This window comes from Enterococcus sp. DIV0724b (assembly GCF_050531475.1).
Lineage (GTDB): Bacteria > Bacillota > Bacilli > Lactobacillales > Enterococcaceae > Enterococcus_L > Enterococcus_L haemoperoxidus.
In genome coordinates this window covers 272414-299068 of the sequence record NZ_CP172890.1, presented here as the reverse complement: position 1 = coordinate 299068, position 26655 = coordinate 272414, and the positions used below count along the sequence as shown (strand labels likewise).

The following is a 26655-nucleotide window of genomic DNA, read 5'->3' as shown; positions in this document are numbered from 1 at the left end:
CTTTACGGTGGTGTTGCGCCTGGCGTAGCAGATAGTTCCCAAATAATCTCCGCTTCATAATCGCCTAGTGACTGAACATCTCCTGGCAAAACTTCTAACTTGAAACCATCATCATTCTTTTTATTCCCCCAAGAATCACTTATATTATAAGCATTATGATTATCATTTTTACGGACCATAATAGGTATAGCTGAATTACTTAACTTATATTCTTGTCCATTATAGACATATCGGATCGCATCTGGTAAAACCTTACTTACATCACCCACTAAATGCATATCTCCGTTTAATTTAGCTGTCAATGTCCATGTATCCAACAGTCCTCTTCCATCAGAAATAACTAAATCGTTATCATAAGAAGGATTATCTATTCTCGTAACTTTAGCATCAAACGCTTTGATTCCGAAATTGATTACCTTTGGTGCGGAAATAAAATTTAACTCTCCATCTTTTAACGTATAAACCAATTCATTTGATTTTAACTTCTCACTATCTATACCATAGACAATTATTTTATGAGGACCATGAGATAATTTTTCCCCTGGTATTGTAAATTGGTAAGAATTATCATTATTTTTAGGCGAATTGATATACTCTGGAACAATCTTAACAGGTTCTCCACTGTCTACTTGGTAATACATTGTGATACTCTCAGAATCAGGATCGTTGAATGTTCCGGATAATATTTTCGCTTCACCAGTTGATACACCTTCTGTTTCGTTCAATGTAATGGTTGGTGGAATTAAGTTTTCGACTTTTTGAGCTAACAAAGCATTGTCCTTGTCTTTGACAGGATTACCGAGTGAATCTACTCCATTAGCATAAACCCAGTTATCAACCTTTTTCCCTGAAGCTGAAAAGTTGATTGTTGCGGAAAAATTGATTTTCAAATTAGACGTATCCTCAGGTTTTATATCTTGTTTTGGCAAGCTCAATTTACGATTATTCGCATCATAATATTCTGGATGTTTCTCAGTTGTGCCATTTTTGGTAACTTCAATTGTGCTAGTATCAATATCTAAAGACGATTCGATTTCATCAAAAATCGTGACATTTTTCCAAACATTCGTTGGGACAAGTGAAAGGTTTTTAACTTCCATTTCATAGTTCAAAATGTCTCCGACTTTTGCTTTATCCGTTGCGGGTCGCTTGTTGTCTTCAGCTGTCTTGTTCACCACTTTTTTAGAAACAAAAGTTTGAACTTCTTCGCCAGTTTTAATTTTAGAATAAGCCGTATTACTAGAAATAATTTTTTTCTTATCCTCTGTAACAGAAATATTATCTGTATAATGCAACTCTGATCTATTCGGTATGACAAATGCTTTTTCAGAAGCTGAGTATGTCGATTGTAGTGCCAGTCGATTCTCAGAATTCAATGTTCCTTTTATGTCCATCTCCAACATTTCACCATACATCAACAAATTTCCATTGGCATCTTTATCTGTCATAAAGGCTTCTGTAAACTCTACACGAATAACATCTCTCACACCTGCTGGTTCTGCTAGTACTCCTTTTTCTGGATCTGCCGATACCGCTGGCACGTTTACATCGCGATCGATCGTAACATTGTAATATTTAGCTGGTAAATCTTCTTGAGTTTGTCCAAATTTAAGCTTAATATCAGTTGCATTTTCAACTTTAATGGCATTATGAATGGGATCTAACCATGTAAATGAATTATAACGATAGTTTTTCCCATTGTTTGGTGTATATTGATAAACGGAATATTCCACATTTTTTTCATTATCAGTACTTTCATTGTCATATCCTACTTTATTAGGATTATCTGTTTCAAAGGGCAATAATCCTTCATTATCCGCCATCGTTGTACTATCTGACATTCGAAAAATTATCGGATAACCCGATGTTGGACCAAATGTGTATGCTGCCCAAGATAATTTAGCTTCTTCACGATTAGCTAGATCTTCGAGAGCATTTACGCCTGGGATAAATGGCATCAGATGTAGTAATCCATCTGTCTTTTTAAAACTTAATTTGGTGTCTTCTGACATGATAAGATTTTGTAAATTCATTTTCTTTTCATCTACTAAAATACTTTCACGGTAATCTACATCCGCAAAAACATTGTAACCCGTTACTTCAACTTTATTCTCTGTTCCATGTTCTAAGTATTCATAAGTCAATTCTACATTTGGGTATTGATCTTCTCTAGTGCTTTCTGATTTCGTTAATCGTACTTGATTAAAGTGGTTTTTTGTTCCACCGATTAATAACCCTTTAGAAGAAGTTCCTCTCGCATTAAACCCACTATTTTTTTCAACATTAGTAACCGTGAGGCGCATATCAATCCATTTCCCTTTAAATACCCCAACATTAGTGTACGTTAGATTTGCCGGTTTTTTCGATTCAAAATCCTCTGGGGAATATTGGTACACCTTACCAGTAAATCCATTCCCAGCGTTGGCAACTTCTGTAAACCCGTTATTTAATACCTCTGTACCTATATTTTTACCAGCAACACTTTCCGTCCAACGCGGTATAAAACTGTATTCTCCCGGCAAAGATGTAATATTTGTCTTTCCTAAGATAATAGTTTTATCTGCATCGTATTCTGTAAGCATTTTTCCACGATCACTTGGATTATCGGTCAAATAAGGGACTCCAAATAGCTTATTATCACTTACTGAGCTATCTGCGGATATCTTTGCTTGGAGTTTATAGTTATTGGAAAAGACATTTTGGAAAAAGATAAGGCTAACTGCTACTACAATAGCGATCAAAAATTGGATTTTTTTGTTTTTCAGCATTTTCCCCTCTCCTTTCCTTAGAATTTTATTTTAAAGACTGAGTTAGTATTATCTCAGTCTTTAAAATACTTTAATTATGTTGTAGGTTGTGTAATGATGATTCTACCAAAGTTTTGAACTTGGAATTCACTGTTAAAGTCTGCTACCGCAGAGTCAACTGATTGTGTTGAACCATTAGCAATGCTCGTTGTTGCTTCCGTTACAGACCATTCTTTAGTTAGCGTATTGTAGTCACTATATGCTTCAATTTTATCTTGATTTTGGAAAGCAAACGTTAGATTCCCTTGGTTCTTTTTAGTGCTGAAAACTGGTGAACCTAATGTTTTGTTACCTAATTCAAATTCTACTACTTCGTTCACATTGATTGATGAACCAGGTGCTGAAAAAACAATACCTTGTGTTCCTTCACCTGTAATATAAACATATGCTCCTTTAGCAACATTAATTTGAGAACCTGGTTGTGCAAGATCAATTGTTGGCTTTATTCCTTTACTTGCGCCTTTTGAGTGAATATCCAGATCTGCATTTTCACCTACGTTTAAAACAGGAGCCGTTTTGTGGTGAATTGATTTATCAAATGCTAACCCAGTTCCTTCTGTTTCAATTTTTAATCTAGAATCACTTTGTAAATTAATTTGGTTGATTTTGCCATTAAATGCAGAGCGTGCTTGGTTTTTTACATTTAAAATTACTGATGCAGTGCTCTCAACTGTTACAGTTCCTTGCCAACCATTTTCATAAGTCCCTTTGAATTTAAATGCGCTACGATCATGGCCACTATTAGCAGCAATCCCATTTAATTCAGAACCTTCTTTAAAGACAACATGTGCAACCCAACCGATTTCATCTTCTGCATCAATTGTGTTTGTTCCTTCAAACGTTAATGTTCCGTTATTCAATTGAACTAACGTTTCACCATCAAAGGTATTGTCTTTTGATACGAAGTCCCAACCATTACTCCCTTTGAAGAAAGTAGCTAATTTACGATAACCGACAACTTCTACACCTTCTAAAGTGAACGTACCTTTTTCTTTACTTGAAATTTTACCGTGAATGTAATGTTTACCAAGATCAATTTTTGCCCCTGTTGTTGAATACATTTTGACATCTCGAATTGGTACACCTGTGATAGCTCTTGGGAAAGTAATGTCCCCTGTTACTTCAATTGCAGATACTGAAGCGTCTGCCAGTGCCGCTTTCAATTGTTCAAATGTGTTTACTTGTTTCGCATTTTCTGTAGCCACAACAGATGAACCTTCGTTAGCATGCGCTGCTAGTGGTAAAACTGTCGGGGCGATCAATGCTCCTAAAATTACTGCTTTTGTTACTGTTGATTTTAATGAAATACTTTTCATCTCTATCTTCCTCCTATTTTCTCTCTATATTAAACAGTCACAAAACTGTTCAATAACTTTATTTGTTACCTTTCAATGTTTCTAAATAACTAACATATAGCCTTTGGATCGAACAGTTTTGATATACATTGGCGCCTTTTCATTTTTTTCGATTTTTTTGCGCAAATGAAAGATTAAGTTTGATACTCGATATTTTCGATCCGCAACATCGTCTTTCCAAACATTTTGATAAATTTCATCGTAACTGACTGCTCGTCCAACATTTTGGTGAAGATATTCTAGCGCTAGATACTCAAGTTTAGTCAAATCAATTTCATTATCATCAATCATTACACTAAAATTACTAGGAACAAGTTCTAATCCTACAACTGTATTTAATTGATTTCTTCTAGATACCAACTTACCATTTTGTTTTGAAAAGTTAAGTCGGCTCCTATAGCGATTCAATGCATTAGTAATCAACTGAACTAATTCATCGGGTTCACATTCATTCCCTGCAATTCCATCCGCTCCTAATCTTGGGTAAACACTGCGATTAGCTTTTGTTAAATGCTCTGAAATAATCCACACCAATGTATCTGAGTTTTTTCTTAAATGAATGATCATTTCACAGATATTTCCTACGTATTGATTGTCATCATCTTGAATGATAATCACATCTAATTCATTTGATTTTTTTAACATCACTTGTTCGTGCTCAATACTATGAACATTTTCATATGTAACTTTTAGGGTATTCATATAGTCTTTTTCTGTTGTGGTAGTCAATGCAACATATCCAATTTTATACATAGTTAATTTTTCTCCTTTCCACCAAGTAGGTAAAATCAGACAATATCCATATTCATATTCTTTTTATTTTTTATTGAAGAAAGTTATAATAAGTAGATTCTATAAATTCGATAGGACAACCTGCACTCCACTACTTTAAGGTAAAATTTTATATCATAATGGAACGTACTATATTATCTTGAAACTACTTATTTTGAGATATATGCTTTCTCATCTATGTATATCAGTACTTCTAAAGTACTTTGACCATTTTCTTGACGGTTTAAAAACGAATACTCATTACAATAGTTCACAAAATGTTTTCGTTGAGTCCATGAAAAAATCCACTCTTTTTAGGAGTGGATGCTTAATCTTTTATCAATAACACTTATTGCAGCTTTTCTATTTTCCCACAATGAATCTGTATACGTATCTAAAGTCATTTTTATAGAAGAGTGCCCTAATATTTTACTTAAAGTTGCAATATCAATTCCTTCTTCAACACATCTTGTTGCAAATGTATGCCTTAACATATGGAAGTGGATAGAACCTAACCGTGCCATCTTCACATTTTTTTTAAATCTGTAATTAATGATTCTGGGTTCGGTAAAACTACCTCTACAGTTTATGACATATTCACTTATTGCGCATTTTTTCCATTTTAATAGATACTCTTTTAGATTTACAGCTAAAGGAATCACTCTCAAGGAGCTTTTTGTTTTCGGTGTATCAATTATTATCTCAGTCTTTCCATTTATTGTAGTTGAGGGAATCCTAGATATTGTACGTCTAACATGGATAATATTTTTTTCCATATCAATATCAGACCATTTCAGTCCGCTGATTTCACCAATTCTCATTCCGGTATACAGTGCAATAATTTCTCCGGAGCACTCATTTTGTTGTAAGGCAATTAGTTCCAAACTCTTTTGTGCATGTACAGTCAGTGCAGCAATCTCTGGTTTTTGTATGGTGGGTAAGACAATCTTGGTACAAGGATCACTATAGATTTTTTCATCGTAGACAGCTTTTTTCAATGAACTTTTCAATATAGCGATAATACTGCGAATCGTGCTATTTGCTAAGTTCATCGTATTTAAATCATTGATGAAAGATTCAATATGTTCTGTCTTCAAATCCCTCAATGTTGTCTTCCCTAAATAAGGCAATATGTATTTGTCTATCTTACCTTTATAGTTTGAATAGGAGGATGCCTTGATTTTATTTTTCATCAAAATCTCTAACCAATAATTAAGCCATTCTTCCAAAGTACCTGAAAAAGAAGTGATATTTTTGTTTGAAGCAATGTATTGTGCTTTTTTTATTGATAACTTTTCTTTCACTTCTGAATAGTTTTTTCCATACACGTATCCATAAATAATTCGTTTATCTGTTGTTCGATCTTTAATAAAACGTCCTTCCCAACGTCCGTCTTTTCGTTTATAAATATTTTCACCTTTTCTCACTGACTAAATCCCTCCAGTTTATGTAAAATAATGACGGCTATCTTGACGGCTGATAATGCAACCATTTTAATTAAATAACGAACCACCTCGAAAAAAGAATATTGCAATTAGATTAGAAAAAAGAGATAAATATTTATTTTTTCATATTTTTCTCAATTTTTATTATAATTTGTAAAAAATATGAGAAGAAAACACCTAGACTAATCAAATAAAATGCTTTAAACTTGTAGAAGTAGAGATTTCCATCTCAAAATAAGTAGTTTCAAGATACTAAAATCTCATTTATATAACAATTAAAAAAGCACTTCACATACTTAAACTCCCACATTTACTTCTAACCAACCACCATCTGACGTCAATTACCTTGATTCCTTTATTATTGATTTACTCAAAAAAATGCAATAATAATCTATATGTACCATAGTATCTCCATTTAAAAAGTAACAACGTCTTCCTCAACATGATTACTTAATGCTAATTTTACTGATTGACAAAATAGAATTACATACTTGCCACATTCCAAAATTTCTACGAGTTTTAACAACATTGCTTGCAAAGAATAACCTCAACTACATTTTTTATTCATTGACTAAAACACTCACTTACCTTCTCTATCTAGTTCCCATATCATTATAGTTCAAAAACAATACTTTTTGTTATAAAAATGAAATTTTAACCAATTAAATCAAAAACAAATAACACATTTATATCAATAACCTCCTTCAATTCTATTCGTTTATTCTCTTTATCAACTCTTACATAATGGAAAACAATTTGAAATTGCTTTTCACATAAGAATTTGTCTACTCATTTTTAAGATAAAAAAAAATAAAAGATCAAGCCCTATTTACGGTCTTGATCTTTTTTTTATATTATTCAAATATCTCTGGATACAACATTTTCAATACATCCATTGTTAAATGGCGCCCATGACCCGAATGCGGATAAGCATGCATATGCATTGCTGGGTTAAAGTTTGCTTCTATGATGCCATATGTTCGGCTATTCTTGGTTCCTTTAATCGATTTATCTGGAACAATCAAATCAATACCACATATTTTTGCACCTAGTGCTTGAACCGCTTCAATAGCAATCCGTTTATAACTTTCATCAAAGTTATCCGTTACATCGATCGAATCGCCACCAGTGCTGATATTGGAATTCTCCCGCAAATAAACGATCTGATCTTTATCAGGAACCGATGTCGTCAATAGATTTTGCTCTTTTAACATCAACCGTTCAACATCACCTAATTGAATCAATTCCAGCGGTGAACGGTGGTGAGTTCCTCTCAAGGGATCAAGATTCTTTTCTGCTACTAACGCTTCAACAGAACGAACGCCGTCTCCCACAACATTAGCTGGTACACGCAGCATAATTGCTCGCACTTGATCATCTAAAACAAAAAATCGATACTCAGTTCCTGGCAAGAATTCTTCGATCAAAACAGCAGAATCTTCTTTAAATGCTAATTTCAATGCTTCTGTATAATCTGCCAAGGAAGCTCCCTCTTTAAAAATTGTGATTCCCAGTCCATAATTTGTTGTTTTTGGTTTGATTACAAACGCTTTTTCAGAATATTTGATATAAGCTTGTTCTGCCCTTTCGATCGTATCAAACTCATCTCCATCTGGTACGTTAAACCCAGCTTGTGCCAAAACCTTTTTGGTAACAGTCTTGTTCTCCATGATCAATGGTACGATATAACTATCTTTACTAGTCATATTGGCATTTTTGACGTACTCGACATGGTCGTTGTGTTTGAGTTTCAAAAATTGCTCTGCTTCATCTAACAGTTCAACTTCCACACCTTTTTGAATGATATCAAATAAAAACAACTGCGTGGATAACTCCAGATTTCTGAACCCAGCTAATTGATACGGACGTTCAAAAGCCATTCCTTGATATTCTTTTCCAAAAATAATACCCAATTCCTGATTGGAGTTACTTTCAATGATCGTCCACATTTTTCCAGCAATCGTTAAATCAGGTGTTCTTAGTTGCGCTCGGTGAACTTCTAATGATTTCTTCGCTCTAAATAAACCTAAAGCTTCGATCATTTCATCCATTTCAGCAAATATCCGATCCCCTTCTGCTAAAAGCTTTACTTGCGCAAAAGGATGGCCTAAAGCAACTTGCTCATTTAAGAAATCGCCTGTTGCAACCCAATCATTCGGTGCTTCTTTTTCATCTGTCCACAATAAATACAACATAAACAAATGAATAAATTCAAGTGACTCTTCATCCACCCCTAATGGCGCAAATGGGTTTAAATCCAGATTTCTAAGTTCAATATAGCGGACGCCAGTTTTAGGCAAATCAGCCATTTGTTTGCCCCCACGTAATCGAACCGCAGAGTAAAACTCTTTTTCTTCTGATAAGATACCATTTTCAACCATTCGGTGAATGTCATTAATATACTGTTGTAAAGATTCATAAGATACTTTGACATTTTCATTGTTTTTATAGCCAAACGAACTGTTGCGTAGACTTCTGACAGGCTCTTTCGGTCGCTCTTCTCTTTCAGTAAAGTAGCCTGATTCACTGACAGGAGATGCGCCGAATAGATACGTAATCAACCAGCGATAACGTAAATAGTTACGTGAGACTTTCATATATAAAATATTTTTAAATTTTTCAATCGTTTCGTATTCTGCTTGTTCAGAAAAAAGCTGTTGAACTAATGTAATATCATATTCAAAATTAAAATGAATCCCACTAACCATTTGCTTACGTTTGCCATATTCTCTTGCTAAGTAGCGACGATAAAGAATACCTTCAAACTGATCAAGCTTGGCTATTTTAATGTCTTCATCTTTAAGTGGCAATTTTGGCGGCATACTTAACGGCCAAAGCATTTCATGTTTATTCATCGAACGTATTGCTACATCATGAATTGCTGCAAGATAGCGGAGCATTTCATTGATCGAGTTCGCCACTGGCGTGATCAATTCCATCTGTGTTTCACTAAAATCTGTTTGAATGTATGGATGATAAGATCGATTTCCTAAAACTTTCGGATGATCTGTCGTCGCTAGTTGACCATCAAATGTCGTGCGTTGACTTTCTTTTTCTAATCCAAATCGTGCAGCCATGACATATGGACGCACACTTTTTTGCTGTAACAACTCTTTAAATTTCATACTGTCGCCTTTCTTCCCGTTATTATTCCATTACTCATCATTATATAGAAAAAGAGAAGCAAAAAGAATATTTTAGCTTAAATTTTGTTAAAAAGGTAATAAAATTCCTTAATTGGTTAAAAAATCGAGTTTTTTTGAGCCCTTTTTTCTGATATAGCATATGCTTTTACGTTTCTTCACTTCATTGTATACTAGAAAGAAAAATCGTTAAAACAAGGAGAAATTAATGAATACTAAAGCTTTGATAGTCATCGATCTCCAAAATGGTCTAGAAAATTCGGGTACTGGTTTATTTCATCTGACTGATTTATTGACAGGGGTCAACCAACGTATTGCAGATTACCGAAAAAATCACCAGCCAATTATTTTTATTCAACACGAAGATACCGAACTTGTTCCTGAAAGTTATGATTGGCAACTATTTGAGCAACTTGATGCTAGAGATTGTGACTTTTATGTCGGGAAAACTCATGCCAATTCTTTTTTTCAAACGAAGTTAACAGCCCTCTTAGATGAGCTAGCTGTCACCGAACTTGAATTTTGTGGTGCTCAAACAGAATATTGCGTTGATACCACAGTTCGTATGGCTCACGGTTTAGGGTACACTTGTTTCATGAAACGAGGACTCAGTACTACACTAAACAATGATTTATTAGGCGCTCAAGCAATTATCAAACACCATGAAAATTTATGGGATCAACGATTTTTAACTTTTATTTGATTAAATAGCACTCGTTTTTCTATTCTCTCTAATTTTACCATACTCATCGACTAAAAAATTAAAATTATCTCATGATATCTTCTAGTCATTCATGATAGTATAACTAGGGGATATTTGTTGAACTTTTTATTTTTTGCTCTTATTTTCCGTTCAAAAAGGAAATACACCCCTATTCTACGAAAATGGAGGAACGTTTTACATGAAATTTACGAAAAGACAAATCCAAGATACGTTATACGTAACGATTGGTTCTTTTATTTTAGCAGTATCGATCAATTCGATTTTACTGCCAAATAAAATTGTAGCAGGTGGTGCCAATGGGATCAGTGTAGTGATCAATTATCTGTTTGGAATCAATCCAGCTTTAGTTTTATATGCGATTAATTTGCCTTTATTAATTGTTTGCTTTTTACTCTTAGGGAAAGAAGTTGGAATCAAAACAATTTATGGAAGCTTGATTTATCCGTTTTTTGTAGGTATCACCACTCATTTGCCTGTGCTAACTCATAATATTTTTCTAGCGACGATCTTCGGGGGGATCCTAACAGGTATTGGTTTAGGTCTAGAATTTAGAGGGAATGCTTCAACTGGCGGTACGGCTATTATTTCACAAGTCGTGAATAAGTACTTTAAAGTTTCGTTAGGTGTCTCAATTTTATTTGTAGATGGATTAGTCATTTTATCGGCTCTATTCGTTTTCAATACTGACACAGTGCTATTCTCACTGATTTGTTTATACCTTATTGGACGTGTAGTGGATATGGTTCAAGTTGGCTTTGTTCGTTCGAAAAATGTGTTGATTATTTCACCAAAATTTGCAGAAATCAAAGAAAAAATCTTAGTTGATATGGATAAAGGCTTGACAATGATCCCAATCGAAGGTGGGTATCAAAAAAATCCAAGTATGCTGATGATGACGGTGATTAGCGAAAAAGACTTTGCTAAGATCAAAGAAAATGTCATGGCCATCGATGAAGAAGCATTTATTGTTTCGATGAATGCAAGCGAAGTTTTTGGTCGAGGTTTTAGTTTAAAGAAAATAGCAGAAGATTATGGAATTGAAGCGAATAATTTATAGTTACTAATTGAAATAAGGTTGCCTATGATCTTCTTATAATTTTAATATCAACTTATTTCATATATTATATTTCAAAACAATACAGAATTGAGTATCTAGTTCTGAAAAAAAATCCTATTCGTATTTTTTATTCGAATAGGATTTTTTTGTAGCATTAGCTTATGGCTCAAGCATCTTTTACCGTCCTATAATTCATAGTAACATTTATGATTAGACCAACCATATCTCAAAAACCACTATATATTTCTTAATTTTAGATATATTTATATATATAAATACATGTTATATTTTAACTATATCACCTATAAAAGGAGGAAATTTTATGAAAAAAGTAACAGGGTTGTTTTCTATTGCTTTGATTGTCACAATGCTATCCCTTTCCCATGGAAATGTTTGGGCAGATCCAGTAGAACCAAAAGGGTTTATAGAGTTAAGTCAACCATCACAACAGCTATTCAAAGCCGAAGTTCAAGGAGACGAATGGCTCTCATATGCCATCGTTGAAAATACGAAAGAACTGGTAATATTTGGTGAAAATGATTACTGGTATTATGCTACTATAGAAGCTAACACGAACCACTTAGTTGCTACAGACAGTAAATTTAGCATTGATGCAAAACCTGATAATGTAGCCTATGAAAAAGATATATCAAAAATAAAAATAGATATTCCTGAAGTAAATGTATTAGAACAAAAAGCGAAAGCTCTCAATGTACAACAAAAAAGAAACTTATTAGTCGTGATGATCGAATTTAACGATACTCCAATGGACTTTACTAAAAATGATTGGTACAACACAATTTTTGCTTCAGGTAAAGATTCCGCTAATGATTTTTATCAAGAAGCTACCAAGGGATTAATTCAATTTACGCCTGTAAAAAATACACAAGAAAACACTGTAGATGGCGTTGTCAAAGTTAAACTAAACAAAAATCATCCAAATACAGGTTTTGCAAGTGATAAACATACTTTGCCTCGTGAAATGATCAATGAAGCGCTCAACCAAGAAAACCAAACATTGAATCTAAAACAATATGATACGAATAAAGATGGGTACATTTCACCTGATGAACTACATGTTCTTGCAGTCTTTAGTGGGTATTCTGCTAGTGCAACAAACGCAAGTACTGGTGTATCTCCTACAATTTGGCCACATAGATGGGGTGGTGCTATCACAGTTGATGGGGTTAAATTAAAAACATATACAGCAGTAACAGATAAAAGAAAGTGGTATTTAAATGACCCAGATGCTCAATCAACTATCGGAACAGTTGTCCATGAAATCGGACATGACTTAGGTTTACCAGATTTGTATAATCCATCTGGGGCTAAGGGAAGCGGATTAGGCAGTTACAGTGTAATGTCCAATAGCCATACTACCATGAATGGCAAAACATCGGGTTCCTATCCAGTCCACTTTGATGCTTACTCAAAAGTAAAATTGGGACTAGTAGAACCTACTATTATAGCGAACGAACAAACACTAACTATTAACGAGATTCAACAAGATAATTTTAATATCGCTAAAGTTGAAACAGACGACCCTAAGCAATATTATTTAATTGAAAATCGCCAAATGAAAGGCTTCGATGCAGCATTAGCACCCTATATCCATTCTGGTGGTGTCGGAATTTATTATGTCAATGAACATATCCCTAAAAACGAAGGGGCTGGCAAACAAATTGTTACGCTCCGTGAAGCAGATCAAGGCGTTGTTGGCTACTCTAAATTAGATAGTAATATGGTTATAGGCTTAGATGGTTTCTATTACAAAGGAATCGGCATGCACAATAAAGAACAAACAATTGAATTAGGGAGAAAAACAGTTCCAGCAAGTACATTACCAGATGGAAAAAATCCTAAATTTGATATTATAGTGAATGATGAGTCTAAAGATGGCATGTCTGTAACATTTAGTAATCCTAAAATCTCTGTTATTGATATTACACTGAACCCAGCAAAGCTTTCGCTAGATGTAGGGAAAATTGAACAACTTACAGCAACCATTACCCCAGATAACGCCACCAACAAAACAGTTACTTGGCGAAGTTCAGATGAAAAGATTGCCACTGTAGATCAAAAAGGACAAGTCACGGCCCAAGCAAGTGGAACTGCAACAATTACTGCTGAAACTGAAGATGGCAAGCAAACAGCAAGTAGTACCGTTGAAGTAACTAGCGCTAGAGGAATTTATGGAACAACTCCTTGGACCTGGGATGAACCGACTCAAACACTTACCTTCAAAAAAGGGGATTTCCCTGCAACTAATTCATCGTACAATATTGAAAAATTAATTCAAAGGGATCAATTAAAAGGGAAGAAAATCAAAAAAATCAAATTTGAAGATACTGTTTCTCTGCATAAGGATAGTTCGTATTTATTTGCCAACTTAACTGGACTAGAGAAAATTGAAGGTATGGAAAAACTAAACACCAATGCGGTAACGAACATGGCGTACATGTTTTATAATACTACGATTGCTTCTTTAGATTTAAATACTTGGGACACTAGTAATGTTACAAATATGTCCAGTATGTTTAAAGAGACTAAATTAAAAGCATTAAATGTCTCGAATTGGAATATAAGCAAAGTAACACAGCTAAGTGAAATGTTTCGAAGTAGCAAAGTGGAAACTTTGGACTTAAACAATTGGGATACTAGTAACGTAACTTCCATATGGGCAATGTTCACTAATTCAGCTTTAGAAGAACTCACATTAGGAAAACGTTTTACGTTTAAAAATGCTGCTCTACCTGAAAAAAACAAGTATCCATATACGGGTGCTTGGATTGGTAAAGATATGACCTACACTAGTAGTAAGGACTTTATGGAAAACTATGATGGAACTCATCCTGGAACCTATATAAGGGAAAATAATCCTAAGAAATTCGGAACAGCACCATGGGATTGGGATGCTTCAACTCAAACACTTACCTTTCAAAAAGGGAATTTTCCTGATATAACCCACTATTCATTTAATATAAAAGCGTTTATACAGGATTCTGATCTACTACAAGGAAAAAAAATCAAAAAAATTAAATTTGACGATGTTGTTACTTTACACAAATTCAGTCAATATGTATTTGCCAATTTGAGCGAACTTGAGGAGATTGAAGGAATTGAAAAAATAGATACCAGTCATGTACTAAATATGGACAATATGTTCAGCAGTACTAATATAAGTTCTTTAGATTTAAGTCCCTGGGATACAAACAAAGTCATGATCATGTCAGAAATGTTCGCACATTCCAGCTTTAAATCATTGAACTTAACAAATATAAATACCAGTAATGTCCAATCATTTAAGTCAATGTTTTATAATAGTAAAATTGACTCTTTGGACTTAAATTCCTGGGATACTAGCAATGTAACTGATATGTCCAATATGTTCCAGTACTCTCAAGCAACTCAAATAAATGTAGACCGATGGAACACCAGTAAAGTAAAGACTATGGCCAAAATGTTTGGTAGTTCTAAAATAAAGGTTTTAAATTTGAACAAGTGGGATACTAGTAAAGTGATTACCATGGAAGCGATGTTCAAACGCTCCGAGTTACTCCAATTAGATATAGATCAATGGAACACAAGTAATGTTGTCAACATGGATTCAATGTTTTCTACTAGTAAAATAAATACTTTACATCTGAACAAGTGGGATACTAGTAGCGTAACCAACATATCCTCGTTATTCCAATCTTCTATGTTAACTCAATTAGATGTTGGACATTGGAATACTAGTAATGTAATAAATATGCTTAGTGTATTTAGAAATACTAAGATAAATTCTTTAGACTTAGCTAACTGGGATACTAATAATACTAGAAACATGGTAGATATGTTCAAAGATTCTGCTGTCGAAACGATTAGATTAGGAAAGAATTTTACATTTAAAAATGCTACTTTGCCTGAAAAAAAGGTTCACCCCTATACAGGCGCTTGGGTTAGTAAAGACAAGACTTACAATAACAGTGTAGATTTCACAAAAAACTATGACGGGACTTTCCCCGGAACCTACGTGAGAGAAAAAAATAAAACAAGTCAATAACCCTTTTATTTTACTTAAGGATATATATGTTAAAAAATGAGCTTTTGTGATTTCACTTTTTATATCCTCATTCTTCTTGTCACTTGTATTCAAAAAAGCATAGTAAGACTGTTGTGTTTCCAACGGCCTTGCTATGCTTTTTTTATCAATTTCTATACTATACGTTCTCTTAATTATTACAATTCAAACTAATCGCTTCACCATTATCAATCAAATGCTCCGCATGTGTTTCTCCCCAAGAACAAAGCAAATCAAGAATTTCGCCTAAAGATTCACCGTAATCACTTAGACTATATTCAACTTTTGGCGGAATTTGGTTATAGGACTTTCGATCAACAATATTATCTTGTTCTAATTCACGTAATTGCTGCGTCAACATTTTTTGGGAGATATTGGGTATCGCTCTAAGTAGTTCACTTGTGCGCATGACTTGATGTCTTAAGTTACAAAGAATGATCGGTTTCCATTTGCCACCAATCACATCCATCGTAACTTCCACACCTATATTGTACTTTTTTTTGACTGATGTTGGGACTGATTCCATACACGTCACATCCTTTCATGATTCATTTAACCAAAAAAAGCCTGAAAAATCAATTAATTACTTTTTGGTATGTATATAACTTTAAAGTACGTACTATTCATTTAGACTAGCAGCTGTTACGATAGATTTACTTTAAAAGCGAAAGGAAGATAACCGATGATTCGTTCATTAACAGACAAAATATTATTAAACAATAAAGTTGAAATGCCAGGCTTTGGTTTAGGTGTATTTCAAGTAAGTAATGAAGATACTGTTTTATCCGTGCAAAAAGCAATTGAGGCAGGCTATGTCAGTATCGATACTGCGCAAATTTATGGAAATGAATCAGGTGTCGGAGAAGGGATCAAGCGTGGTCTAACCTTGACTGGGAAAAAACGTGAAGAGCTGTTTATCACAAGTAAAATTTGGAATCATGGGTTAAACTATGATCAAACGATTACGGCCTTTAACGACAGTTTAGCAACATTAGGTTTGGATTATTTAGATCTTTATTTGATCCACTGGCCTGGAGACAATGAATTTTTAGAACCTTGGGCGGCATTGGAAGATTTGTATCTTATCGGAAAAATCAAAGCGATCGGCGTTAGTAACTTTGAAGTCCATCATCTAAAAACACTTCTTGATACAGCAAAAATCACTCCTGTAATCAATCAAGTGGAGCTTCATCCCCGAATGGCGCAAAAAGAAATTCGAGCATTTGGAAAAGAAAAAGGAATCATCACTGAAGCCTGGTCACCTTTGATGCAAGGGCAACTATTAGAAGACGAAACGATTTTAAAAATTGCCGCAAAACACAACAAATCGGCCGCTCAAATTATTTTAAGGTGGCATGTTCAAAATGATATTATCGTTATTCCAAAATCGGTTAAAGAATCACGTATCAGAAGTAATGCAGAAATTTTTGACTTTGAACTATCAACAGAAGATTTAGCTATGATCAATCAACTAGATGATGGCACACGAGTTGGTCCTAATCCAGATACGTTCTTTTTTAAATAAAATTTAGTGAGGAGATATCGCCATGGAAATGAATATCAAAGGAAAAACTGCATTAATCACCGGCTCAACAAAGGGGATTGGCAAAGCGATTGCGAGTGAATTAGCCAAAGAAGGTGTCAATGTTTTGATTAATGGCCGTAACGAAAAAGAAGTTACAGCATTAGTCGACGAACTAAAAGACCGCTTTCCAAAAACGGATCCACAATCTGCTTTTGGAGATATCGTTGTCTCAGAAGATCGCCAACGCTTTATTTAACAAATTTCCTCATATTGATATTTTAGTGAATAACATGGGGATTTTTCAACCAATGGCTTATGAAGATATTGACGATGATACTTGGGAAAGATTCTTTCGGATAAATGTACTTGCTGCCAATTCTCTCGTTAAATTTTATCTCCCTAAAATGTTAAACGAAAACTTCGGCAGAATCATTTTTATTGCTAGTGAAGAGGCGGTCATGCCTTCTGGAGAAATGCCACAGTATAGTATGACAAAAACCATGCAGCTTTCTTTAGCGAAAAGCTTGTCTAAGTTAACCAAAGGAACACAAGTAACCGTTAATACAATCATGCCAGGCTCTACCATGACTGAAGGCGTGCGTGATATGATCGAAAAAATGTATCCTGATTCAACATTGACCTTAGCAGAAAAAGAAAAATTGTTTATGGCGAACAACCGTCCCTTATCTCAGATCCAACGCTTGATCGATCCTAGTGAAATCGGACGTTTAGCTGCGTTTATCAGCAGTCCATATGCTTCAGCGTTCAGCGGTGCCGCACTTCGGATGGATGGCGGTATGGTTCCAACGATATTTTAGCGAATAAAAAAACCTTTTGGATGCCTACTTAATGTAGTCACTCAAAAGGTTTTTGTTGTTCCTTTAATCTTCGACTTTCAGTAAACCTTTAAACAATCCAATTGCAAAATCATTTGCATCAAACGGTTCTAAATCATCAATTCCTTCACCTAATCCAACTAACTTAACTGGTAAATGCAGCTCATTACGAATCGCTAAGACGATTCCGCCTTTTGCTGTACCATCCAATTTTGTTAAGACTAAGCCTGTGACATCGGTCGTTTCTTTAAATTGTTTTGCTTGTGACATTGCGTTTTGCCCAGTCGTTGCATCTACTACAAGCAACACTTCATGAGGCGCATCCGGCAATTCACGCTGAATCACACGTTTGATTTTTTCTAATTCGTTCATCAAATTAACTTTGTTTTGTAAGCGTCCTGCTGTATCTACAAGTAAGATATCTGCATTCTCCGTTTTTGCACGTTCTACGGCATCAAAGACGACTGCTGCTGGATCGCCACCGGCATTGCCTCGAACAACTTCTACACCGGCACGTTCGCCCCAGACAACTAATTGATCGATAGCCCCTGCTCTAAACGTATCAGCAGCTGCCATTAAGACTTTTTTTCCGTCTTGTTTGAATTCATGGGCTAGTTTGCCGATACTAGTTGTTTTACCAACACCATTAACACCGACAAATAACATAACAGTTAAGCCATTTGGTTGAATATTCAAGGCATTATTTTCTTCGATACCTTCTGCTTCGTACAAATCAACCATTTTTTCAATGATCGTATTTTGAACCGCGGCTGGTTTTTTCACGTTACGTAATTTTACTTCTTGACGAAGGGATTCTGTAATTTTTATGGCTGTATCAAAACCAACGTCAGCGCCGATCAAGGTCTCTTCTAATTCTTCAAAAAAGTCTTCATCAACTGAACGGAAATTAGCGAATAATTCATTCAACCGTTCGCCAAAGGTTTTACGGGTTTTTTCTAAGCCTTTTTCATACTTATCTTGTACGATGATTTCTTCTGCTTGTTCCTCAATGATTTCAGGATCAACAAGCTCTTCCGCTTGTGTCACAGGGTTCACCGTAATAAGAGGGTCGATTTCCGTTTCTGATTCTGCTTCTATAGCTTCAAGAGAATCATCTTGTGCTTGTTCCGTCACTTCTTGTTCTACTTGTTGCTCTTCTAAAACACCATCTTCTTCCACAGCTTCTGTCTGTGTTTCGTCTGTTTCGATTTCAGCTGGCTGTGCTTCTTTTTCATTCATAAACGCCTTTTTTATTTTATCGAAAAATCCCATTTATATTCCTCCTTTCAATGGTTCTAACACAAATTTTTCAACGGCTTGTGCGACGCCGTCATTATCGTTTGTATCTGTGATTACATCTGCCAAATCTTTCACTCTAGCAACAGCATTTTCCATCGCTACGCCAAGTCCTGCATATTCGATCATCGGTAAATCATTTTCTTCATCACCGATCGTCATGATTTCTTCTTGTTTAATGCCTAAATCTCTCGCTAATAAGGAAATGCCATATGCTTTAGTTATTCCTTTTGGCATAAATTCTAGTAGATTACTTCTCGTTTTGATGATTTCATAACGATCATAAAATGGACTAGGAATCTTTTTAATTTGCTCATCTAGATACGTTTGTTCCACTGCAATGACTGCTTTATTGTAAATTCTATCAGCTGTCAGTTGGTCTAATTCATAAGACTCATATGTCAGTAATGTATTTAGTTGGCTATATAACGATTCATAATTCTGCGTCGTTGGCAGTTGCAGCACTAGCCCGTCAGACAGAATATCCAAAGGTACATTCAACGCTGCAGCTAATTCAAACAAATCATGAACATTTTCTAAAGGCATGGATGCTTTTTCAATGATTTCGCCAGTATCGTTTTTTTGAACCAATCCACCATTAAAGGTAATACTGTAATCACCGTTGTCTCGCAAATTCAAAGCGTCTAAATAAATACCGATCGCTGCTAACGGACGACCTGTACAAATGACGATTTTAACACCTGCAGCTTTCGCTTTGGCCAAGGCTTGTTTATTTCTTTCAGAAATTTCTTTTTTACTATTTAAAAGTGTGCCATCTAAATCAATAGCGACTAATTTAATCAATCTGTCTTGTCCCCCAATCCTATATAATTAAGTTTCAGCGACAATTGCGCCGCCTTCTTTCACTTCTTCCAAACGAACAGAAACAATTTTCGAAACACCTGATTCTTGCATCGTTACACCATACAACACATCAGCGGCTTCCATCGTTCCTTTACGGTGCGTTACCACAATAAATTGTGTATCGTCTTCAAATTCACTTAAATAATGACCAAAACGCGAAACATTAGCATCATCTAAAGCGGCTTCGACTTCATCCAAGACACAGAATGGTACTGGTCTAACACGGATGATAGAGAATAATAAGGCAATCGCTGTTAACGCCCGTTCACCACCGGAGAGTAAGCTTAGATTTTGTAATTTTTTACCTGGAGGTTGTGCTTCAATTTCTACCCCAGTATTCAATAAATCTTCTGGATTCGTCAAAATCAGCTCTGCTCGACCACCGCCAAACATATTTGGGAACACCACTTTAAATTGTGCACGAATCGCTTCAAAGACTTCACTAAAGCGCGCTTTGACTTCTTCATCCATTTCACCCATCGTTTCGAACAACTGCTCTTTAGCATCTAACAAGTCATCACGTTGAGACACTAAAAACTCATGACGTTCATTGACTTGCTCGTATTGTTCGATCGCATTGAGATTGACTGGACCTAGGCGTTCGATATCACGTTTCAAGCGTTTGACTTCGATTTTGGCCTGCTCTTTATCAATTGTTAATTCATAATCTTCATTCGCACGTTCAAAGGTCAAACTGTATTCTTCTTGTAAGTATTGTAAAGAGTTATCTAGTTTGATTTCTGAACGGTTTTTCTCAACTTCGATCTTGGTTTGTTCTGTCAATAGATGTTGTTGCTGTTTATTTTCTTCTGCTAAACCTGTATCGATCTGATCAACTTGCTCTTGTAATTGTTGACGAGCAGTTTTAGCTTCTTGAATACTTGTTTGCAGCTGGTCTTTTTTCTCTGCTAGTTGTTCTAACTGAACCGCTAAGCTTTCTTCTGTGACCAAGTGATCCGTTGAATTATCATTTAATTGTTGTAATTGTTGACGTAAAGCTGTTTCTCTTGCTAAGAATTCATCTAACTGCGTTTGTTTTTCTGCTACTTGCTCCGTTAGATGAGCCAATTGTTCCGTTACCACAGCTTGATCTGCTTGCACTTGATTGAAACGTTCAAAGGCTTCTGCCCGCAAGGTTTCCATTTGACTAGCTTCTTGATCCACTTGCTTCATTTCCTGATCTAAACGGTCTTTTGTTTGATTCAGCTCTTGTTGCTGTAACGTTAGTTCTTCTTTTCTTGTTTGATATTCCGTTAAAAATTGATGCAATTCACGGGCTTCAAATTCAAACAAACGCTGTTCTTTCGTTAACCGTGTAATCGTTTCTTCTTGATTCGCTAGTTTATTTTGTAATTCTTGCTGCTTCAAGCGGCTTATTTCGCCAGTTGAACGTAGCTGTTCTAATGTTTCATTGAGCTGTTTGACTTCTTCAGTTAACTGCTGCACTTCTTTTTCATGGGCTGTCAATTGTTTTTCAACACGTTCCATTTGTTCCGTCAACGTTTGAAGTTCTTGGGTTTGAGAGAATAAGCTACCTTGATTGCCTCGCTTATTAGCACCACCGGTCATCGAACCACCTGAGTTCATAACATCGCCATCTAAAGACACAACACGGTACTGATAATTTACAGCTTTCGCTAATTGATTGGCGCTCTCTAAACTTTCTGCTAACAATGTTACACCTAAAAGGTTTTGAATCACATTGCTGACTTCATCTGAAAAGTGAACCAATTCACTGGCAATCCCTAGAAATCCTGAAATATTGCTGACACGATCGCGTACTGCACTAGAAACCATTCTTGGTTTGATTGTCGTTAGAGGTAGAAAAGTTGCACGACCGCTATGCTGTTGTTTTAAAAATGTGATCCCAGCTCGACCATCTTTTTCAGTTTCCACCACCACATGTTGAGCGGCTCCACCAAGAGCTGTTTCGATTGCTAATGTGTAATCTTTTGGTACATCGATCAATTCAGCAACGGCACCGACAATTCCAGTTAATTGATCTTTATGTTTTAAAACTGCTCGAACGCCTTGATAAAATCCTGAATAATTTTCTTGGATTTCTTGTAAGCTTTTTTGACGGGCTTTGGCTTGTTGCACCTGATTCATCGCCTGGTACATTTGCTTTTGTTTCACAGCTAATTGCCCTTGCTTTTGGTCCAACTGATGTTTTAATTGCGTATATTGTTCTCTTTGGTCGGTTAATGCCTGGTCGGATGCTGATAGATTTGCTTCTAGTTCTTCTTTTTCAGCTAAAGCATCCGTCATTTGTTTTTCTAACGCTTCATGCTTTTGAATAGATTGCTGATTTTTAGCCGTTTCTTGTTGATACTGACGTTCTAAATATTTTAGATCGTTGGTCGTATTAGCTTGTTCTTGCATGACTTCAACGTATTGGCTACGTAATTCTTCTAGTAATTCTTTTGACGATTTGCTGTATTTTTCGACTTCTAGTTCTGAGGCTTTGATTGCATCAACTAATGATTCACGTTGGGCTTTTTTCTCCGTAACTTTTGCTTGTAAGTCTTGAACTTCTTCACGATAACGAGTGATTTTCTCCGCATTTTCTTGTAAAGACTGCTGATATTCACTGGTTGTTTGCATCGTATGTTTTGAGCGTTCGACTAGGACGTTTTTTTGTCCTTCCGTTTGCTTCAATGCTTCTGTGATTTGTAGAAGTTGTTGTTGTTCCGTTTCGATTTGTTCATCGAGTTTATTGCGTTTGCCACGCAATTGGAATAGTTCATCTTCTGAATCTCGGATTTTTTTGCTGGCAATCTGTAACTTTTCTTCGATGCCTGCAAGTTCCGCTGTCTTGATTTCCCAAACTTCTTTTGCTGCTTCGATTTCTGTTACTGTTAAGCTAACATCGATTTCCGTTAAGCTCTCTTTAAGTTTCAAAAACTCCTTGGCCGCTTCGCTTTGTGCAGCTAGAGGAGTCAGTTGATCTTCTAATTCATAGATGATATCTTGCACACGACTTAAATTATCTTCTGTTTCAAATAGTTTTTGCTCTGCTTTTTTCTTACGTTGTTTGTATTTCAAGACGCCGGCTGCTTCTTCAAAAATACCACGACGATCTTCTGGCTTACTGTTAAAAATCGCTTCGACTTTCCCTTGGGAAATAATCGAAAATGATTCTTTCCCTAAACCAGAATCCATAAATAAATCGTGAATATCTTTCAATCGGCAAGCTTGTTTGTTGATATAAAAGTCACTTTCACCTGTTCTGCGATAGCGACGCGTCACACTGATTTCCGTAAAATCTAGCGGTAAAAAGTGGTCACTATTATCTAAGACAACCGTTACTTCTGCAATATTTAATGCTTTACGGCCTTCAGAACCCGCAAAAATAATATCCGGCATCTTACCGCCGCGAAGACTTTTAGCAGACTGCTCGCCTAAGACCCAGCGAATCGCTTCGGTGATATTACTTTTTCCACTGCCGTTAGGTCCAACGACAGCCGTAACACCATTTTCAAACTCTATAACGGTTCGATCCGCAAAGGATTTAAATCCTGCGATCTCAATTCGTTTTAAATACACGAATAAAACGGCTCCTTCCAAGCTTACTCAGGATTTTGTTTCAGCGCTCGTTCAGCGGCATCCTGTTCTGCTAATTTCTTCGACTTACCTTGACCTGTCCCGATCATTTTTTCATTAACATAAACTTCTACAAAAAAGATTCGGTCATGGGCTGGTCCTTCTTCATTGACTAAACGGTATTCAATGGTAACGTCACCTTGACGTTGTAGGACTTCTTGTAAATGTGTTTTATGATCCATCTCATGTGAAAAAGCACCGGCATCGATTTTAGGGAAAATAACTTCTGCAATAAATTTCTTGACTGCATCGACTTTTTGATCTAGGAACAAAGCACCTAAAAATGCTTCGAATAAATCACAAAGTAATGCTGGACGTGTCCGTCCACCAGAATTTTCTTCTCCTTTGCCTAAAAGAATATATTGGTCGAAATGACATTCTTTCGCAAATTTGGATAAACTATCTTCACGAACGATTGCCGCCCGCATTTTCGTCAGTTTGCCTTCTGGCATTTCTGGGAATTGTTTATACAAATATTGAGAAACCAATAACTCTAAAACGGCATCTCCTAAAAATTCTAATCGTTCATTGTCTGATAGTTTTAAGTATCGATGCTCATTCACATAGGATGAATGGGTAAAAGCTTGTTCTAATAGGTTGACATCATGGAAAACAATGCCGTAACGTTCTTTTAATTCTGTAGTTAACTGATTGTCCATTTGCTACATTCCTTTAAGTTTATTTACAACCTTCTCTATTATACTTTTTTTTGCGGGATTTTTAAATGGTTAGGGAGGAATTGCGCTAAAAACACTGCTGAATTCATGGTTTTTGAAGAATTTCCTAATGATTTTAGTGTGTTTTTATCATAAACCAAGAATTTCCACGCGTTTATTCACTTTAAAATGACAAAAAGCGTTCAAGATCGTCACAAAATCTTGATACGCTTTTGATTTAATTGGCTTCATTAAAGAATCGTTTGATTTCAACTGCTGCCGCTTCTGGTGAATCTGACGCATGGATAATATTTTCATAACTATTAGCGCCATAATCGCCTCGAATCGTTCCAGGTTCAGCTTCTAAACAATTCGTTGCACCAATCATTTTACGAACGGTTTTAATGACGCTGGTTCCTTCTAAAACAAGATAAACAACTTCTGACGACGTCATATAAGTGATCATATCTTCGAAGAAATCGAATTTTTTGACGTGTGCATAATGTTCTTCTGCTACGTTGCGAGACATTGTTGCTACTTTTAATTGAGTAAGCTTTAATTGCTTTTTCTCAAATCGCTGTAGGATTTCTCCAACTAATTTACGTGAAACGCCATCTGGCTTGATGATAACGAGTGTTTTTTCCATATGATCTCTCTCCTTGTTTAGGTTTCTTATGACGCAAGAATGGAAGCGCTTAACAAGAAGATTATCATTCTTAGAAATTTCTGTCTAGTGTAGAAGTGACAAAAAAAGTTGGTTCTTTGTGATTGTTAGATAGTCTTGAGAAACTGATTGGATATCTAAGCGTAATTAAAGATAAGTAGCTATGAATAATTCACCTGAAATGAATAAAAAAAGCAGTATAAATATCATAATTGGCATTTATACTACCTTTTTCTCTGGTGTTTATTTGAACATGAAAAAAGAACAATCCTATCAACTATTTTTCTGATTGGATCATTCTTTTAGTTTATCAACGTTATTATTTTTCTTTTTTCTTTTTAAAAGCTAGATAGTAAAATAGGGCTGGAAATACTATTAAGCTTACAAGACTTCCTGCACCATAAGAATCAGATAGATCCATTCCCTTTATTAACTGGTTGATTGCTGCCAATGTTAATAATACTGCTACTACTAATGCCCATTTACGTTGTACCTTTTTTTCATTCATTTGTTAATCTCCTTTTTTGTGTTTCTTGAGATAATTTTCTCCATACTCCCCACTCTATTGTCTGCTTATTTTTTATCGAGCTTATCCCTCACTTTTTTTATAATCCACATTATGAAAGCTACCACAAAAAAGAGTAGGATCGCCATGAGAACATATGAAAATGTAATCTGAAGGCCTTTAGGCACCTTGTAACTGTCTTCTATCTCCACCATAACAATAATCAGTAAAACACCTAAAATCACATATGTGGATGTCTTTTTTAAACACTTTTTTAGAATTTCTTTCCACGGTTTTTCTGGCTCATCAATATAATTGACCCAATATTCTTTGTCTGTATTTAATAGAAATGCAGAGTAAGCAAGCTCCATTGTTAATCTAGAAAAAACAGCGCCTAAAAATATACCAAAGACCAAGCCAAATACTCTCGCTAAATTCCCTGTTAAAAAGGCTCCTATCATTGAAAAACCAAAGATTATCCATAGAGATTTTGACTCGTAAACCTTAGCTCGTGCAAAATAGTTAGCAGTTGTACGTGTATCTGAAAACCCAATTTTTAATTGTTTTTTTAACCAATAAAAATTATAAAAAAGAGCAACTAAATATGTTAGTCCGAATAGTAAAAGAACAATAATTGATAATTTAGATTCATATCTAAATTCATTCCCATTGGTCCCCTGCGTCATAGTGTATCCTAGGAACATTAGCACAATTGTAAGCATGACCGAAAAAATTATAAGCCATATAGCTGCAAAGTCCTGATGTAGAATCAAAAATTTTTTTGTTACTCTAAAACTAACCATGCAAAGCGTTAATATCATGAAAATGACTATGCTTAAAAGTATAATATTCATTATACTTTTCATTGGACTTATTCGATAACTCCATACAGCTATATTCCAAGTTATAATCAAACAAAGAAGAGCAATGACTAAGCCCGCCCAAGATATGTATAACGAGCTAATACTTCCCCTAGTAGCTATAAATGATTTGAAATATTCTTTGTTCATTTCTTCTGGTGATTTACTTTTACTACTCGTTTCCACTAAATTAACCTCCGAATCCAAAATTAGATCCACCATCAGTAGTTCAAAGTAGTGAACATCTACTAAATCGATTACCTACTTAGTACTTGCAAAAAAAACATATAAGGTTTTAAATCCTACTCCTGTTAAAAAGAACACTGTATATTAATCGCCCAATGTTAAGATTTTCATCATAGAAATCTTTAAATTCAAAATAAGTATAGAGCAAATAGTGCTCTACTATATTTATTGAACTACTTTTCTCCATACCATTTTAATTGGGTCTTCCTTAATTATTTCAACTATCCTCTATACA

The 26655-nt window shown here is 35.2% G+C and carries 17 protein-coding genes and 1 pseudogene; 5 read left to right on the top strand and 13 right to left on the bottom strand.

Translation table 11 applies throughout. The features are described 5' to 3' along the window. Positions 1-2 precede the first annotated feature (2 nt). The 5 genes from IGJ02_RS01345 to gshAB all read right to left on the bottom strand — a co-directional run bounded on the left by IGJ02_RS01345 (position 3) and on the right by gshAB (position 9503). On the bottom strand, positions 3-2768 hold the full coding sequence (locus tag IGJ02_RS01345; protein WP_430602946.1) for a WxL domain-containing protein: 2766 nt from the start codon (positions 2766-2768) through the stop codon (positions 3-5). A 74-nt stretch (positions 2769-2842) separates the two neighbouring features. Continuing rightward, entirely contained in the window at positions 2843-4123 is a 1281-nt protein-coding gene (locus tag IGJ02_RS01340; protein WP_010761852.1) for a pectate lyase-like adhesive domain-containing protein, read from the bottom strand. Positions 4124-4204: 81 nt separating this feature from the next. Continuing rightward, positions 4205-4915, bottom strand: a complete 711-nt coding sequence (locus IGJ02_RS01335; RefSeq protein ID WP_430602945.1) for a winged helix-turn-helix transcriptional regulator — start codon at positions 4913-4915, stop codon at positions 4205-4207. A 332-nt stretch (positions 4916-5247) separates the two neighbouring features. Further along, on the bottom strand, positions 5248-6360 hold the full coding sequence (locus IGJ02_RS01330; RefSeq protein WP_430602943.1) for a tyrosine-type recombinase/integrase: 1113 nt from the start codon (positions 6358-6360) through the stop codon (positions 5248-5250). 872 nt (positions 6361-7232) lie between these two features. After that, positions 7233-9503 carry a bifunctional glutamate--cysteine ligase/glutathione synthetase gene (gene gshAB / locus IGJ02_RS01325; protein WP_430602942.1) on the bottom strand — a complete coding sequence of 757 codons (2271 nt, stop codon included), beginning with the start codon at positions 9501-9503 and terminating at the stop codon, positions 7233-7235. Positions 9504-9729: 226 nt separating this feature from the next. On the opposite strand from gshAB, the gene IGJ02_RS01320 reads away from it, so the two are divergent. The 3 genes from IGJ02_RS01320 (at position 9730) to IGJ02_RS01310 (ending at position 15347) form a co-directional block, all read left to right on the top strand. Next, complete coding sequence (locus tag IGJ02_RS01320; protein ID WP_430602941.1) at positions 9730-10224, top strand: cysteine hydrolase family protein; 495 nt, start codon at positions 9730-9732, stop codon at positions 10222-10224. 199 nt (positions 10225-10423) lie between these two features. After that, the gene (locus tag IGJ02_RS01315) at positions 10424-11302 is read left to right on the top strand and encodes a YitT family protein (protein ID WP_010761857.1); all 879 of its coding nucleotides are present in this window, start codon (positions 10424-10426) and stop codon (positions 11300-11302) included. A gap of 322 nt (positions 11303-11624) precedes the next feature. After that, on the top strand, positions 11625-15347 hold the full coding sequence (locus tag IGJ02_RS01310) for a BspA family leucine-rich repeat surface protein (protein ID WP_430602939.1): 3723 nt from the start codon (positions 11625-11627) through the stop codon (positions 15345-15347). Between the two features lie 169 nt (positions 15348-15516). Here IGJ02_RS01310 and IGJ02_RS01305 read toward each other — a convergent pair whose 3' ends face one another. Further along, positions 15517-15891 carry a winged helix-turn-helix transcriptional regulator gene (locus tag IGJ02_RS01305; protein WP_010761858.1) on the bottom strand — a complete coding sequence of 125 codons (375 nt, stop codon included), beginning with the start codon at positions 15889-15891 and terminating at the stop codon, positions 15517-15519. 156 nt (positions 15892-16047) lie between these two features. Between IGJ02_RS01305 and IGJ02_RS01300 the strand changes: the two genes are divergently transcribed. Together IGJ02_RS01300 and IGJ02_RS01295 are read left to right on the top strand one after the other, a co-directional pair. Next, entirely contained in the window at positions 16048-16890 is an 843-nt protein-coding gene (locus IGJ02_RS01300) for an aldo/keto reductase (RefSeq protein WP_430602938.1), read from the top strand. Between the two features lie 22 nt (positions 16891-16912). After that, positions 16913-17708 (top strand): annotated as a pseudogene (locus IGJ02_RS01295) (SDR family NAD(P)-dependent oxidoreductase). A gap of 63 nt (positions 17709-17771) precedes the next feature. Here the strand turns inward: IGJ02_RS01295 and ftsY are convergent. The 7 genes from ftsY to IGJ02_RS01260 form a co-directional block, all read right to left on the bottom strand. Next, complete coding sequence (gene ftsY / locus IGJ02_RS01290; protein ID WP_010761861.1) at positions 17772-18998, bottom strand: signal recognition particle-docking protein FtsY; 1227 nt, start codon at positions 18996-18998, stop codon at positions 17772-17774. After that, entirely contained in the window at positions 18999-19826 is an 828-nt protein-coding gene (locus IGJ02_RS01285; protein ID WP_430602937.1) for a Cof-type HAD-IIB family hydrolase, read from the bottom strand. It abuts the gene before it with no gap. Positions 19827-19853: 27 nt separating this feature from the next. Continuing rightward, positions 19854-23432, bottom strand: a complete 3579-nt coding sequence (gene smc / locus IGJ02_RS01280) for a chromosome segregation protein SMC (RefSeq protein ID WP_430602936.1) — start codon at positions 23430-23432, stop codon at positions 19854-19856. Positions 23433-23455: 23 nt separating this feature from the next. After that, a complete protein-coding gene (gene rnc, locus IGJ02_RS01275; RefSeq protein WP_010761864.1) occupies positions 23456-24148 on the bottom strand; it encodes a ribonuclease III in 693 nt (230 codons plus the stop codon). Positions 24149-24383: 235 nt separating this feature from the next. Next, a complete protein-coding gene (ndk, locus tag IGJ02_RS01270; RefSeq protein WP_010761865.1) occupies positions 24384-24791 on the bottom strand; it encodes a nucleoside-diphosphate kinase in 408 nt (135 codons plus the stop codon). 337 nt (positions 24792-25128) lie between these two features. After that, positions 25129-25317 carry a hypothetical protein gene (locus tag IGJ02_RS01265; RefSeq protein ID WP_010772013.1) on the bottom strand — a complete coding sequence of 63 codons (189 nt, stop codon included), beginning with the start codon at positions 25315-25317 and terminating at the stop codon, positions 25129-25131. Between the two features lie 65 nt (positions 25318-25382). Continuing rightward, positions 25383-26360 carry a hypothetical protein gene (locus tag IGJ02_RS01260; protein ID WP_430602935.1) on the bottom strand — a complete coding sequence of 326 codons (978 nt, stop codon included), beginning with the start codon at positions 26358-26360 and terminating at the stop codon, positions 25383-25385. Positions 26361-26655 lie beyond the last annotated feature (295 nt).